We start from the raw sequence: 14,966 nt of genomic DNA on the forward strand, positions 1-14,966 counted from the left end.
GGGGCGAGCCTGACGTTCGGAAGGCGCTACGGCGCGCGCTTCATCCTCCACCTCGCTCCTCCGAAACCCCGCAAACCGCGGGGACCCCCTGCGCAAAGCCCGGCACGACCGGCAGACGGCGGATTTCCGGTCGGGATTCGGGCTCGGACACGACCGCTGGTTCGTTCGCCCGACGCTGCGAGCGGGCATCGAGTACGACGGCGGAGACGTTTCCCCGACCGCTGGGGCGAGCCTGACGTTCGGAAGGCGCTACGGCGCGCGCTTCATCCTCCACCTCGGGGAGGCCTCCGGCGGCACTCTGACGCTCTTCCAGATGGGCGGTTACATCTCGTTCTCAGCGCGAGACGCAGTGGCCGATCGCGGCCCCGGCACTCAGGCCGGATCTAACCGTCGGAGCGACGCACCATTGGCCTTCCCGCACGGGACTGCTGGCTGGGAGCGACCTCCCGTGGGGGGTTGGGATGGCCTGCACATCCCAACCCTCCCCCGTGGCACGCCAAGCGTCCACGGTGGGGGGTCGCTCCGGTCACGGCCACCCGCGCCGGCACGGCACAGCCGCGCCTCCCGCTGCGGCACAAACGCACCCACAACAGCAACTTGCGGCATCGGCGGCGTGTCACATCCGAGCGCGCTTCCCGTGCACATCGACCCCGATGTCGATGTGCATTTCCGGATCGGCAACGGGAACGTCGAAAACCGTCGTCCAATCACGGCCTCCAGCTCGAACATCGGCAAGCTCGGGGACAACGGCCGGAAGGCATCGCCGCCGACGAGGATCCACCGGCCCGAGCGTCCGATCTGGCGGAGAAGACTGCTCTCCGCGACCTTTCGTTCGCGCAGATCGTGCAGTCCATCGAATCGAGAGGAATCGAACGATGGCACGCACGAAACGAAGTCGGCGCTCTTACGGCGCCGGCGAATGGGGCCGGAACCGGGTGAGGGTGTTCCCCGATCCCAAGACCGGCATCTTCCAGATCGAGTGGCGCGAGAACGGGAGCAGGCTCACCCGGTCGCTGAAACACCGCGACTGGATGAGGGCGAAGAAAGAGGCGGACGAGTTCGCCGCGGGCTTCGTCGGCCCGGACCTGAACGGCAAGGCGGAAGCCGAGCCCGAGCCGCTCACGCTGGAGAGGCTGTTTGACATTTACGGTGAAGAGGTGACGCCCACCAAGGGTGGGAACAAGCGGCGTCACGACAGGGCCGCAATGCGGATGTTCCTCGGGTTTTTCGGCAGGGACCGAAGACCCGGAACGCTTTCGCAACGCGACTGGGACCGCTTCATCCGAGCGCGGCGCGCGGGACGGGTCGGCCTGAGCGGAGCGCCGGTGTCGAATCGCACCATCGCATACGACCTGAAGCTCCTGGTCGCAGTCTTCAACTGGGCCTCGAAATCGAGGGACGAGCAGGGCCGCTTGCTCTTGGAAGCGAGTCCGCTGAGAGGCCTGAAGACCCCCACGGAAAAGAACCCGACGCGGGTGGTCCTTTCCGAGGACGAGTACCAGGCGCTTCTGCAGGTGTCCCGCGACGTGGACTGGCGGTTCCATGTCGCCCTCGTGCTGGCGCACGAGACGGGACACCGGATCGGTGCCATCCGTCAGCTCCGGTGGTCGGACATCGACCTTGAGGCCGGAATGGTGCGGTGGCGCGCGGAACACGAGAAGACCGGCTACGAACACCGGACGCCGGTGACCGCCGAGGCAGTCGCCGTCTTGGAGGAGGCACGAAGGAAGACCCTTGAGAGCGGGGACGCGCCGGTGCTGCCCGCGCCCAGGAGTCCTTCCAAGTGCGTGAGCGCCGAGCGGGTGCGCATCTGGTGGCACAGAGGCCAGACACGCGCGGGGCTGGAGCCGAAGCGCGGCAGGGGTTGGCACTCGCTGAGGCGCAAGTTCGCGTCCGATCTCATGGATCAGCCGCTCAAGGTGCTCTGCCAACTCGGTGGCTGGAAGACGCCGCACACGGTTCTCGAGTGCTACCAGAGGGCCGACGAGGGACAGCTTCGGACGGCGCTGGACAACCGCCGCAGGGTTCGCGGCTGAGATCCGAATTGGCGGGAGTCAGTTGGCGGGAATCCGACCCGCCGAAATCGTAAGATCAATCCCCGCAACAGGATGCGAAACGGCACGCGCCCGCCGGCAGAGCAACACTGTGTTCCCGAGGCTGGTTTCGCCCCCGTCGGCCCAGTGCTTCACGTGATGCGCCTCGGTGAACCGGCAGCCACACGCGGGAAAGCGGCATCCCCGGTCGCGTTCCTCCAACGCCCGCCGGATGTGCGGTGGAATCGTCCGACCTGAAGATTCTTTTAAATCAAGAGGTGACAATAGGTTGTGATGATAGCCAAGAAGCGGTTATCACCATTGGTATCCCTCTTCTGAAAGGAATCCATTGGACCGCAATGGAGGTCCGGCGGAAGCGTCCGAGCGACCGACCGACGGCGCTTCCGCCCAGAGCTACGCGGGGACCTGTCAGATCCCGTGGGGCGGGCCTGTGGGCACCACCTCTCAAGGGACGCGAATCCTGCAGCAGCTTCAGCACTCGGCCCGACCACCGCCGCGTGCGCCTTGACGCTCAAGCTGCTTGAGCGTCTTCGACAGGCGCGCATGCTCCGGCAGATCCTAAAGCAAGCGTGGTCCGTACCGTTGCTCCGGGTGGAACTGCCACTTGCCCGGTCCATGACGTATGACGATTCCCTGCTTGGAAAGCGCGGAGAGAATTCGCGAAACGGATGAGTTGAGTGTTGCTTCGGAAGCAGACGTTCCCTGCTCTTGCAAGAGGCGGACGATTTCGGCGTTCGTGAACGTTTTCTGTGAATCGTCGAAGAGGATGGAGATGATAGCAGACCTGCGCGTGCCGTCCTCGACCTCAGGAACGCGGTCGAACACCATGTATGCTTCGAGGTATCCTTGGGCAGCGGCAAGCTCCTTTTTTGCGGTCTCGTACGCATCCAGCGCTTCATCGTAACGGTCAATCACGCTTTGCGCTTGGTTTGTCTCGGTCCTGAGTTGTTCGAGGCGTTGGTCGAAGTCTTCCACGGCGTATCCCTCCTCTTGTTTTGGCGCGACCGGCGTTCCGCGACAGTTCACAAACTGCTTTCTGAGATCCAGAAGGAGAGGTTGCCGCCTTCCGGGGCGCGGGGGAATCGAACCCCTGTGTTACTTGGATGTGTCCTGACCAAGCGGAGCCTACCAACCACGTTAGGCCCCCCTCCCCCCTGTAGGTCTCGTCATCTCATATAGGCATCGCGGCCTCCGAGCCGTTGGGGTGGGGCGTGGCGCTCCTGGGAAGAACCCATCCGTGCCGCACCCCTTGCCCGTGTGTTATAGGGCAACCGCAAACCACGCGCAACCGAATCTAGGTGGCCTTCGCGTAGATTGCAATACTCGGTGCAAACGCCGTGCTGTGTTTGCACGCGCGATGCAAAAAAAGAGGACGAGCCAGGCGAAAAAGCGCGCAGGTTCCGGGCGGACGTCTCTTAAGGCTGGCGTCCGGGTTTTCGGGTCTCCTTGCGCGTGGGTGTCCATGTTTGCATATGCAAACGCGGGAGTGCAACCTGCGCCCCGGATCGTTAAGATAATCCGCGTTTTCGCAGCTATCACGGAGGGATGAACATGGATCGCTGCCGGACCGACAACCGATGGACGGCAATCGCTATCGCCATCCTTTTTCTCATAGGCTCTGGCCCGTTGGGGGCATTGCAAACCCCAGGGCAGCAAGCCCGAGAGCTGCAACTCACAGCATACGGTCAAGAGTTCAACAACAGCAGAGAGGCGGCGCGGCTGTGGCAGCTTGCGGTGGCGGCATGGCACGATGAGGCGGCGGAGGCATTGCTCTCCAGAAATCGCAATGTTGGCTGGGATCGCTACCGGCAGGCAGCGGAGAGGGGGCCTATCGCCATCCTTGTTGCGACCTACTGGGCGGCACGCGGTTGCCCGGCAGCGGGCTGGCCTGTTGGCATCTTCGGCTATTACAACCCCGCCCAGCCCGATTGGTACGGGCGAAAGGACCCTGCCTCCATCATGGGGTTGGTCCGATACATGGACCGCTTGGATGATATCCACCTGTTCAATCGCTTACCCTTGCCCGAGAGCAGGGAAATGGCGCGTGAGCTCTCGGAAATCGCCGAAGCCTATCGGGATCATGCGGACAGGATTGCGTCTGAGCGGGAGTGCACCTTCGATCGTTCCTGATGAACCGGATCGAACTCCTGATGAACGACCAATGAGCGACCCCAGCCAACGGACCATGCGTCCGAAAGAAGCGCGACCGCCCTGCCATTGGTGGTGGTGCCAAGGCGTCTGGCGCGAGGAGGGTTAGGTGCCCCTCGGGAGCCCGTTGCCTGTGCGCTACCCTCCGGCTACGCTCCAGCCGTACCGACCGGAGGAGGTTCCATTGTTCCGTATCGTACTCCTCGTGCTCTTGCTCGCAGCTCCGCTCAACGCGCAAAACCAACGGGCTCTGGAAGACTCCGGGTTGTATTGGTACGAGAGGGCCGCCATCGAAGGGTTCTTAACCGGCGCTGTACTAGGGGGGCTCGTCGGGGTGATCCATTGCAACCGGGGACCCGACTACATGGATGTCGCGCCACCCCCTGGTAAGTGCGAGAACGACGAACGCGAGAAAGAGAGCGTCAAGACCAGCGCCAAGCTGGCATTGATTGGATCCCTGGTCGGGATTCCTGTCGGTCTGTTGCTCGGTTCCATCGGGCGAGACCGTGGCGAGGATACCGGGGCCAAGCTGCGCGTCGGACCGGATCCGTATCGGCCTGAAAGGGTCAGCGTCGAGATCCGCCTGCCGCTCCAACCCTGACGGGTTTCCTTCTGGACAGAAGGAAGGCCCATGACGTGGTAGGCGTCGTACTCGGTTTCGTCGGCCGTCTCGGTCCCGCCGTCGATCAGGTCGTGGATGCAGGGTGGCGACGTACCCCTGGATTATGCAGCGGGAACCGCTATTCCTGACCCTTCCCGGGCGCGTCTCACGCCGCGGACGACCGGGCCTTGCCGGGTTGGGAAGAGGCTCGACCCCGGCGGAGGGACGGGCGGAGTCCGTCCCGGAGGCCGGGGGGACCGGCGCCGAAGCGGTGGCAACGCCGACCACGCGGTCGCCGGTCACGACCCAGACTCGTCCGCGAAACCGACGGCCTCGACCGGCGATGATCGGGCGTCGGCGGGAGAAGATCCGGCGAGTGGCCGCCGGCAACACTTCGGCCAGGCGGAAGGGAAGGCGGGCGGACCCCCTAACCGCGAACGCTGCCGGAGCGGTGGTTTTCCGGGGGGATCAAAGGGGGGCGGAGCACCCCTCGCCAGAGCACGAATGTTTTTACATCGCGTAGGCTGGCGGGCTTGCGGGCTGGCTTGCTTGACCGCAGTAGCGTAGCTCAAGCCAGCCGGGAGGACGCCCGCGAATCCCTCCCGCGTGCCTCCCGAGGTGGCGGGAGGCGAATCGGTTTCGGACAAGCTTACCGACCTCTCGATGGCCGTCCTTACGGACGGCGAGAGCGCATAGGCCGATCCCGTCAATCCTCCCTCGGAGACCGGCCGCCGATGGCAATCATCCAGGACCTCTGCCATGAGGGCTGAACGGCACAATCAACCCAGAGGTCAGGTGTCCAACTTCTTGGGGTCACTTCGGTTGTCGGGCGCCGGGGGCCTGGGTACACTACGTGCGCCCATAAACAACCTGGGAAACGAAGAGGAATCTGCCGATGTCCGAGGATAGCGAGAAGGAAGTCCTCGAGAAGTACATCGACGCGCTCGGCGAGAACTTCGGTCGGGAGCACCATGCGGTGTGGAAACAATGGTGCTTGGCTCTGGACAGGCATAACGAACTCTTGGAGCTGTTCGGAACTCAGGAGAAAGTCGATGTTCTCAATGCTGTGGCTCCGACGTTCTTCGCTGATGTCCAGGGGTTATTCTGGAACGATCTACTGCTCCATGTGGCTCGGTTGACCGACAAGGACGGGAGGTCACTTCGGCTCCAGAGCCTCGAGCGACGCCTGACCAAGGAGCATCCCGTGGACTCCGTGTTGCTGGCTGAGGTAGAACGACACCGAGAAGACGCGGTCGCAACCGCAGAGCCGGTTACTGCTTGGAGGAACAAGCGAATTGCTCACCATGATCGAGCACTCGCGCTCGGAGAATCCGGGCCACTGAGCAAGGTGACGCTGGGAACCTGCAAAGAGGTTCTGGATCACGTACATGCCGCGCTCTCCGCCATTGAGCTACGTCGAATGAAGAGCGCCACTGCCAACAGCGTTTTCTCCAGCCCAAGTGCCAGCACCCTCGTGCGCAATCTCCAAGGATTCCTTGGCGGCGCGCGCTTCGTCGCATCACTCATCAATCCCGAGAACCCTACAGAGTTCGAGGTCCTAGAAGCCAAGACGCTCCTGTGGGGGGCAGGCAGGTCGGAGCGCCACGCTATCGACCAACTCCACCGATTGGTGAGCACGGCACGACTCCGCCCGACTCCGTCCTCGTCGGTGCAGGGCCACGGCGAACCGCGACCGCCCCAAACCACGAGGTAGGCGGTCACCGCCACGGCTGGGCAGCCGAGGTGCGTATTCCCTGTCACAAGGGGAGTCCCCCGCCTATGCAAGCTGGGTCGTCGCCCGTAAAGCGTACTACGAGTCGGGACTTGATAGCCCGATGGTAGCCAGCATTTCTCTGTGGATTTGCCGCCAGTCCCGATCGAGGTTGACCGTCCGGGCTTGGATGCGGAACCCTTCGAGGCGGATATCGGCTCTCAGCGGCTCGCCGGCCTCGGGGTACAGCAGGATGCCTTCGTGCCTGGGCCGTCCCGGGTTCGTCGCTTGGCGGTTCCGCAGGTACGCGAGCAACTGGTAAAGGTTGCCGGAGTGCAGCTTGCCCGTGCCGGAACCGCGTCCGCGCGCCAGCGCGTCCCGGTAGTATTTCGTGTCGAGGATGATCCGGCGCTCGGGCGATTCCAGGATCACGTCGGCCGTCATGACGGGGATTCGAGCCCGGTCGGCGTCGTCCTCGGCGCTGGCTTCCCCCCAAAGGATTCGGCGGCTGCCCCCGGGATTGACGCCGTACACACGCTGCTCCCGCTCGTAGAATCCCGTGACGAACTCCTCGAAGAGCGCCCACATGGTCGCTTCGTCCCGCCGAAAGTCGCGGAACGTCGTGCGCCCTGTTTTTTCGTCGACCACCGAGCTCTCGTACAGGAGCCTGCACGCTGAGAGGAGGAACTGGTAGAGCCGCCGGTTGCCCCCGAGCTGGACTTGGCCGAAGGCGTTCCTCGTCAGGCGGGTCCGCGACACTCCATCGAGCCGTCTGTAGGCGGAGCGCACGTCGCGACGGACATCGCGGTGCAGCGTGGCCCGCCTCCCCAGCAGCCCATGCAGGGACGTGCGCAGGATGCGGTTCGGCGGAGTGTCAACGGACAACTCCTCGAAGTCGCAGGCGGCCCGGCCGCGCGCCCGGAGCGCCCGTTTCGCCGTCTCGCTGACCGCCAGTTTGCCGCGGATTCCCGCGAGGTCCTCGCGTCGCTCCACGTAGCCGCGGTCGATGCCTCTGCGGAAGAGGTGGCTGACGCCGCCCGCGAGCACCTTGCCGAGAAGGTCCTGGATCGTCGAAAGGCCGCCGAGCGCGGCCAGCCGTCTGGTGTCCCGCTCCTGAACCCGTCCCCAGGCGTAGCAGAGGAGGTAGTAGACGTTGAGGATCGGGATGGTCTTCAAGGTCGGGCGTCGCCGGTGAGTCTCGCCACATCCCTCTCGACGTCTTCCGCCGCATCGAACCAGTATTCCCGTAAGAGCGGAGCGATCTGGGTGTCTACGACGTGCCCGTACCAATCCTCCGAGGGCGCGTCGCCATCGCCGGGAACGAAGTAGCTGTGGCCGATCCGAAAGCCCCGGCCGAGTTCCTTGTCGTTTGCGATCTTCTCGTTGAGCTTGGCCATCCGGTCGCAGATGCGGCGCGCCAGGCTCGGATCTGCGCCCTTGGCCGCGAGGTGTTTCTCGAACGCATCCCGGCCGTACTCCGTCCCGTAGGCAGGCTCCAGCGTCTCGAAGGCGAATCGGCGGCGAAGCGCGTAATCGACCAAGGCCAACGAGCGGTCGGCGGTGTTCATCATGCCAAGCAGGTGGACGTTGCCGGGGACGTGGAACTGCGTGTCGGAGTAGGGCAGCGTGACGGCGTAGTCTTCGCTGCGCTTGTCGGCCTCGATCAGCATCAGGAGTTCGCCGAAGATACGCGACAGGTTGCCGCGGTTGATCTCGTCGATGATGAAGACGTAGGGGATTTTCGGGTTGGCGCGCGCCCGTTCGCAGAAGCGCCGGAAGACGCCGGGCTTCAGGTCGAAGCCTCCCCCCTTGGTGGGCCGGAAGCCTTCCACGAAATCCTCGTAGGCGTAGGACTGGTGGAACTGGACCATTCCGATAGGACCATTGTCCTTGCGGCCGATGATGCACCATGCGATTCGGCGCGCGATGAAGGTCTTCCCGGTGCCGGGCGGCCCTTGGAGGATCAGGTTCTTGCCGGACTTGATGGACTTCACCAGGCGGGTGAAGTGGCCGGGATCGATGAAGAGGTCTTGCAGGGCTTGCGTGTCCGTGTACGTCGCCTCTTGGATCCGCTCTAGATCGTTTGCCTCCATCGTCGCGGGCTCCGTCGCCTTTCTCCTTGCCTTGCGGGCCGATGGGCGTTGCCAAAGGGCCTTGATCTGGGGATCGTAGAACCGAAACCACCCACGTTCCTCCTCCAGCCGCTGACGGATCGTAAGCAGCGCCCGGTCGATCTCGACTGGGTTGGAGGTGTCGATCCGGTCGCCTTGATGCAGGCCGCTGACAATCTCTCTCTTCCCCTTGGTGGAAAGGACGTCCTGGAACTCGTCGGGGAAGAGCAGGAACACCATTGCGTGTCGGAACATGCGATTCGGGGCATACTTGGTGCCGTCGAGCCATGACGCGAAACCCCACGGATCGTCGAGGAGGGCTTGGCGCTGATTCTGCTTCAATGAGTACCAATCGAGCATCGCGACCACGAAGAAACGGAACTCGGCCCATGCACGCGTGTTGTAGGCGGTGCCCGGGTTGACGACTCCCGCCCCGAGCACGGCGTCGCTCATCAGTTCGTGGTCTTCCGGGAACTCCCGCCCAGACCATTCCCAGACCTGAATGATCGTCGCTCGCTTCCTGCTTGAGCCCATGGACCCTGAAGCCTGGATCAGGCGGTACACCCATGTCATCTCGGCCCAGAGGCACTTGGCGTCGGGCGAGGCGGATTGCAGTTGGCGCTCCAGCTTCTCGACAAAAGAGTCCCCCCCCGACGTGTCGTCGAGGTTCTCGACGTAGACCGATTGGAGTTCCTGGAAGTTGGAGCGAGTCCAGAGAGCGCGGTCAGTGAATAGGGACCGCCCGCCGAGAAGGCATCGGTGCTTCCAGCGCTCAACTGCGGCGAGAATCGGTTCGGCGTCCTTGAATCGGGCCAACGGTGGTCTCTCTTGATTGCGTGTCTGGGTGTCCACAGTCTCCAGAGAGGATAAGGGAAAGGAGACCCAAACGGGATGGTAGCCGGGTGATCAACCAAGCGGCGCGTGGGGGCCTCGGCTCGGCGTTCAAGGAACGGCTGGAACGCCGCGGTCCACCAGCAGCGAAGCGACGGCGGCGCGGGCCAGACGGGCTCGGGGCTTGAGATGGCCGGCGGGCGGCCTGCTGCTGTTCCTGCTCCCGGTCAAGGCGCTCATGGAGAACCCCCTCACGGCGGCCGGGGACTTCGGGGTGCTGACCGGCTTCCTCAAGGACCTCTCGACCATGGGTGGGTTCCTAATGGACCGGCTCAAGGTCTTGCGCTCCCCCAGGTCTTCGCCTTTGCGTTTCTTTTCATCTTGGCCTGCGCGGACCAAGCAGTCGAACCAGATTCGCCGCGTCCTGCCGACATGTCCGTGACGCCAGCGACGGCGGACCTGACAGCGCTGGGAGCAACCGTGCGGCTGATGGCCGCAGTGCGGGACCAGAACGGCCAGCCCATGCCTTCGGCGGCGGTGTCGTGGGCGAGCGGTGCGCCTGCGGTGGCGACGGTGGACGGCGCTGGCGTGGTGACAGCGGTTGCGAACGGGACGGCCACGATCACGGCGGCGGCAGGCGGCGTGGTGGCCTCGGCAACCGTGACGGTGGCGCAGGCGGTGGCGGCTGTCGTGATGGGTCGCGATTCCCTGACGCTGACGGCCTTGGGGGACACACTAAGGCTGACGGCCGAGGCCGTCGACGCGAACGGACTCGTGGCGGCCGGCACTCCCGTCGCGTGGTCCAGCAACGCGCCCGACGTGTCGGCGGTGACCGCGACCGGCTTGCTGACGGCCCGAAGCAACGGGACCGCGACGGTGAGTGCGACGGCTGGCGCGGTGTCTGCGACGGCGACGGTAACGGTGGCCCAGGTAGTGGCCTCGGTGAAGGTGACCCCTGCGGCGGACACGTTGGTCGAGGTGGACACGCTGAGGCTGACAGCCGTCGCGGCCGACGCGAACGGTCACGCGGTGAACGACGAGGCGTTCGCGTGGGCATCGTACGACACTACGGTCGCCGTGATCGACGACTCGGGACTGGTGACGGGCGTGGCTCCGGGCCATGCCATGGTTACCGCAACGGCGGCGGGCGTGTCCGGCAGCGCCGAGCTTATGGTGGCTGCCGCAGTGCCCACGGCGATAACCGTGACTCCGGACACGGTCATGCTTGCGGCGTTGGGGCAGACCGTGCAGCTGTCGGCGGAAGTTGTGGACCAGATCGGGCGCGCGATGGCGGACGTGTCCGTAACGTGGTCGAGTAGCGACGCGCGGGTCGTAGCGGTGGACGGGGCGGGCCTGGCGACAGCGATGGGCCGCGGGACGGCGACGATCACGGCGGCAGCTGGCGACGTCTGGGGCTCCGCCGAGATCATGGTGGAGTTCAACCTACCACCGCGCTATCCGATTCGCGTCAACTACCTCGACGGCTTCCCGGCCGACATGAAGGCGGGAGTGGAAAACGCTGCCGCGACGTGGGCGGAGATCCTCTGGCAGACGGATACGACTTCATACGCCTTCTCCTCGCCGAAGGCCCTCCGCGGGGCGCCGTCCATAAGGTTCGAGGCTGGTGACGTGCTGCCGCCCGGGCTGCACCTGTGGGTTGGCGAAAACTCCAAACAACCCCTTGGGGTGGGGTGGGCATACTACCAGCACGACCTCGCGGCAAACGGCACAACGCCCGTGGGCGTCTTCTACTTGAGCCGGGCGTCGCACGAGAACATTCACGGGAATAGCGCCGAACCGTGGAATGACATCGTGTGGAGCACGGCCATGCACGAAATCGGCCACCTCCTTGGGGTCGGTACGGGACAGCGGTGGTGGGCCAGCCTCGCGGTACCTGACACGACACACGCACCCGCCGCAGGAGAGCGTCCGTTCGCTTACGTGACAGATGCGGTCGCCGTGAACACCTTCGACCGCATGGGAGGCGTGGACTTTCCGGAAGCAACGCCGAAGGTGCCTGTGGACGGCCTGCGAATTCACTGGGGGGCCTGCATCGGCGTGTTCAACGATGTGATGAGGTTCGGCGGCTCAAAGGACATGGTGGTAACGGAGCTGACGCTATCCATCCTCGATCCCGGATGGGTTGGTGACATGTCGCACCCTATTGTTGCCAGAACGCTACACAAAGCCGACTGGAACGATGGCCCGGGGTCGAACAACAGGTCGATTCACCCCTGTCGCGACGGATTGCTATACTACGGCTATCCGGGGGCGGATCCTAAGTAGCGAGCCATTGGGGGCGGTGGTCTGCCTGCGACCCCGGGGCGGGTAACCGAGGCGCGCTTGCCCGGCTGAGGAGAGAATCATGTACAGGACGACGCCTCCGCTCGTGTCGCTGCTGGCCTTCGTCGCCTGTGCCGGCGGCGATCCGGCGACCACTGACCCGGAGCCCAACGGCCTGACGGGCACCTGGAGTGCCACCCTTGGGGCCGTGACCTATCGCTACGAGCTGTCGGAGGCTGGCGGCAGCGTCCGCGGCACCATGTCTCTGGTCGCGCCCGGTTCGCTCGAAGGAGATGGTACGGCCGAGGGCAACCTGGCCGGCGCACAGGTCGCGCTGGACGCCTCCCTCGAGCTGGATGCAGGACTCGACACACCAATGCCTGCGGACTCACGCCTGCGAGGGACGTTTCTGGCCAACCGGATCTCGGGAACCCTGGTGATCGAGTTCGGGGAGGCACGGGGCACGGGTCCGGACGGCCAGACGATTGGCGCGCGGATTGAGCCGAATCCGATGACGCTGAACATCATTCTGGTCCGGCAGCGAGGGTGACAAGTCGGGGATGCGGATCACGACGATCACGACCTGGTCTGGGTGGATCTTGGAGGCTCCAGCCCTTGGGAAGGGTGATCATACCGATGACGAGACGAGCGATGCGAAGACTTGACGGCTTGGTGGGGCTGCCGGAAACCTCCCGTTGCTGGGCTCCGTGGTGGATGGGTCTACGAGCGTCGACGCGGACGCGCGTCGTTGCGCTCGCACTCTACTGTGGTGCGCTGACGTCTGCCTGTGAGCGCAGTCCTAACATCATATGGCATCCAACCGCCGAAAACGCTCCGAGTCCATCCGCTTCTGTGATCAGCGGAGACCCGATTCCGGAACGGCTTTCCGCAACTGTGCTGGCGAGTTGGCGCCGTGATCGGGACTTGATGCTCCAAGCCACGACCGTCACAAGCGTCGGTGACAACGATGCGGGCCATGCTCTCTTCGGTCACATCTCCCACGCCCAGGTCTCATCCGACGGTGACCTGTTCATCTTCGACGATCAATTGCAACGGCTCAGCAGGTTCGCCTCAGACGGAACCTACATCGACGAGTTCGGAGGTTTGGGCGATGGTCCGACAGAGTTTCGCTTTGCGACCGGCTTCGTCTTGCTGGGAGGCGGCGTTGTAGCCGTCCTCGACCGATCGCGCCTTCGCCTGTTTGCACGCGACGGGGACCAGTGGGAATTCCTCCGATTCCTTCGCTTGCCAACGCCCGACGCGCACGATGCCTGTACGACTGACGGTGCGGCGTTGTTCATTTCCGGCCCCGGCTCCGAATCTGACGACGAGCAGGTTTCGGCCTATCCCAACATCCACGGGGTGTCAGTTCCTGGCGGGACAACGCAGAGTCTTGGCATGGGCTATCGTGCCGATGCGGCGGCCCTTAGGTGGGACCTCTCGTCCGGACCCATCGCTTGTCCCTCACTGCACGACACGGGCGTGCTGGTGTTTGCTTTCGGTCTCATTCCAGTGGTCCGCGCATATGATCGTGGCTCTGGAGAGCTTATCTGGGAATCCGAAATCGCAGACTACCTCCAGCTGGGGATACGGCAGCGGCCGGGCAGGCGCGGCGGCGCTGGAGCCACGTTGTATTTCGGAAGGGATCATGACCACACGGCACGGGTTCACCAGCTGCCAGGAGGCAACATCCTTGTGCAAACGCTCAGGTACTCGGAGGCTACCAATGCCCGTGTGCCGCGAACCTATCTTGTTGATGGACCGTCAGGCATGGGGGCTCTCATCAGTGAGACACTGCCCGAGATCGCGTCATTCTTTGACCACGGCTACGTAGCACTCATGGAAGATCCATTTCCTCGAGTGGAGATTCGGCGCTACACTGACCAGATGGCCAAGAGGCTACGGGATTCGTAAAACCGAGCGTCCGAGGTTGTCCACGTCTTTGGAAAACTCCGGAAGACTTGTCTCGGCGGAGGTCCGCCCGGCGCGCTGGCTTTAGGGCTTCCGCTTGGGTCCACCTGGATGATCGCGCAGTGGGATGACGATCCGGGAAGGGGAGACGATGACCGTGAACCTTGCCTTCAACGCATCGCACCTCAACGGTCGATGCTTCGTTCAGTACGCCGACTAATTCAGCCATGGGGGAACTAGAGGGGGTCACGGGGAGCCGCCAAGACGGACCAGAAGCAACAACCCCCGCGAGATCAGCCATGCCGCTAGGAGCACGTATCCGATCGCGACAATGTCTCTTTTGGTCAAACTGCGGAAGGCTCCCCACACACCCCCCAACACCTCTCGGTGAGCTTCAGTCCAAGTCGCCTTCAGGCCGCACCGCGCGATCCCGAAAAATGAGGTCGTAGAGCGCCCCGCGCTTTGCGGCAAGTGCATAATTACCAATGCTTTGGACTGCCCGCGTCGGGCGCGCAAGTCCGCCCGACCTTATGGGGGGACCCTTTTCGGCGCGTTGGATGTATGAGACGAACCCCCCCAAGACCACGCAAGAGGAGAACCTACCCCGCAACCGTAAAGAATCACCCGCGAAGCTGGAGGCTGCCATGTGCGATTTCGCCAGAGCCCCGAAGCGTCCGATGGGTCCCCGGGGCTCGCACGACCAAGGAAGCGGTTGAGAAGGACACGGTAGAGGAGGGTAGTACCATGCGCGGGAACGGACCTTTGGGGAGCGACGCTCAGCAGCAGACCAACACCAAGCGTCAGGCATCAGACATGTGGGTGGGGGCGCGCACAATGTGCGGTGAGACCTGCATGGTGGTTGGAATCACCGTTGGCCAAACGACCTCTGTTTGTCTTGCGGCACCGGCGGTGGTCGAGAGGTTGGCCGATCAGATCGCGACAATGCTCGCTGTGCCCGGCGCGGACATCCCCGACAGGCTGGTGCCACGTCGGTTCTCGCAGAACGGAACGGCGAGGAAAAGGGTGGCGTGACCGGGGTGGTAGGCCCGCGTGAGCGCTACGCGCGCGCGCGCGTAGCGCGGGAACGACTGTCAGTCATTCCGGACTACTGGCGGGGGCAGCGGCCAGCCGGTCAGTCCAACTGGAGGCGCCCCACCAACCGGTCGCCGTCGGTCTCGTACTTCCACAGGGTACGGTACCAGTGGGCCAGCCGTCGCGTACCAGGTGGCGCCCGTCGGAGGAGACGGTCACGCGGTGGGGCTCGTCGGTCTCGGTGCGGGGGGGGGGGGGGGGGGGGGGGGGGGGGGGGGGGGGGG

Annotated in this window: 11 protein-coding genes; 7 read left to right on the plus strand and 4 right to left on the minus strand. The window is 64.3% G+C overall.

The genetic code is table 11. From position 1 onward, the window contains the following. Positions 1-875 precede the first annotated feature (875 nt). Positions 876-2,036, plus strand: a complete 1,161-nt coding sequence (locus tag OXU32_02815) for a site-specific integrase (GenBank protein ID MDE0072901.1) — start codon at positions 876-878, stop codon at positions 2,034-2,036. Positions 2,037-2,054: 18 nt separating this feature from the next. Here the strand turns inward: OXU32_02815 and OXU32_02820 are convergent, their stop codons facing one another. Beyond that, positions 2,055-2,255: an HNH endonuclease signature motif containing protein gene (locus OXU32_02820; protein ID MDE0072902.1), complete on the minus strand. Its 201-nt coding sequence runs from the start codon at positions 2,253-2,255 to the stop codon at positions 2,055-2,057. Between the two features lie 357 nt (positions 2,256-2,612). Beyond that, complete coding sequence (locus OXU32_02825; protein ID MDE0072903.1) at positions 2,613-3,029, minus strand: hypothetical protein; 417 nt, start codon at positions 3,027-3,029, stop codon at positions 2,613-2,615. 570 nt (positions 3,030-3,599) lie between these two features. Here OXU32_02825 and OXU32_02830 point away from each other — a divergent pair. The 3 genes from OXU32_02830 (at position 3,600) to OXU32_02840 (ending at position 6,517) form a co-directional block, all read left to right on the plus strand. Next, complete coding sequence (locus OXU32_02830; protein MDE0072904.1) at positions 3,600-4,184, plus strand: hypothetical protein; 585 nt, start codon at positions 3,600-3,602, stop codon at positions 4,182-4,184. A 202-nt stretch (positions 4,185-4,386) separates the two neighbouring features. Beyond that, positions 4,387-4,803 (plus strand): hypothetical protein, encoded by a 417-nt coding sequence (locus OXU32_02835; GenBank protein ID MDE0072905.1) that lies wholly within the window; start codon positions 4,387-4,389, stop codon positions 4,801-4,803. An 895-nt stretch (positions 4,804-5,698) separates the two neighbouring features. Next, positions 5,699-6,517, plus strand: coding sequence for a hypothetical protein (locus OXU32_02840; GenBank protein ID MDE0072906.1), 819 nt, complete (start codon positions 5,699-5,701; stop codon positions 6,515-6,517). A gap of 96 nt (positions 6,518-6,613) precedes the next feature. On the opposite strand, the gene OXU32_02845 is transcribed toward OXU32_02840, so the two are convergent. Both OXU32_02845 and OXU32_02850 read right to left on the minus strand, forming a co-directional pair. Next, positions 6,614-7,690 carry a hypothetical protein gene (locus tag OXU32_02845; protein ID MDE0072907.1) on the minus strand — a complete coding sequence of 359 codons (1,077 nt, stop codon included), beginning with the start codon at positions 7,688-7,690 and terminating at the stop codon, positions 6,614-6,616. After that, positions 7,687-9,441: an AAA family ATPase gene (locus tag OXU32_02850; GenBank protein MDE0072908.1), complete on the minus strand. Its 1,755-nt coding sequence runs from the start codon at positions 9,439-9,441 to the stop codon at positions 7,687-7,689. Before OXU32_02850 ends, OXU32_02845 begins: the two co-directional genes overlap by 4 nt. 453 nt (positions 9,442-9,894) lie before the next feature. Here OXU32_02850 and OXU32_02855 point away from each other — a divergent pair, with 453 nt between their 5' ends. From OXU32_02855 to OXU32_02865, 3 genes are all read left to right on the plus strand, one after another. Continuing rightward, a complete protein-coding gene (locus OXU32_02855) occupies positions 9,895-11,742 on the plus strand; it encodes an Ig-like domain-containing protein (protein MDE0072909.1) in 1,848 nt (615 codons plus the stop codon). Positions 11,743-11,821: 79 nt separating this feature from the next. Then, positions 11,822-12,289, plus strand: coding sequence for a hypothetical protein (locus OXU32_02860; GenBank protein MDE0072910.1), 468 nt, complete (start codon positions 11,822-11,824; stop codon positions 12,287-12,289). Positions 12,290-12,666: 377 nt separating this feature from the next. Next, entirely contained in the window at positions 12,667-13,653 is a 987-nt protein-coding gene (locus OXU32_02865; protein ID MDE0072911.1) for a hypothetical protein, read from the plus strand. Positions 13,654-14,966: the final 1,313 nt, after the last annotated feature.

This window comes from Gammaproteobacteria bacterium (assembly GCA_028819075.1).
Taxonomy (GTDB): Bacteria; Gemmatimonadota; Gemmatimonadetes; order Longimicrobiales; family Gaopeijiaceae; genus BD2-11.

Bases quoted from the DNA above. Each gene is read 5' to 3' on its own strand.
- OXU32_02865 (MDE0072911.1), top strand. From the start codon at position 12,667: ATGCTCCAAGCCACGACCGTCACAAGCGTCGGTGACAACGATGCGGGC.
- OXU32_02860 (MDE0072910.1), top strand. From the start codon at position 11,822: ATGTACAGGACGACGCCTCCGCTCGTGTCGCTGCTGGCCTTCGTCGCC.
- OXU32_02830 (MDE0072904.1), top strand. From the start codon at position 3,600: ATGAACATGGATCGCTGCCGGACCGACAACCGATGGACGGCAATCGCT.
- OXU32_02815 (MDE0072901.1), top strand. From the start codon at position 876: ATGGCACGCACGAAACGAAGTCGGCGCTCTTACGGCGCCGGCGAATGG.
- OXU32_02840 (MDE0072906.1), top strand. From the start codon at position 5,699: ATGTCCGAGGATAGCGAGAAGGAAGTCCTCGAGAAGTACATCGACGCG.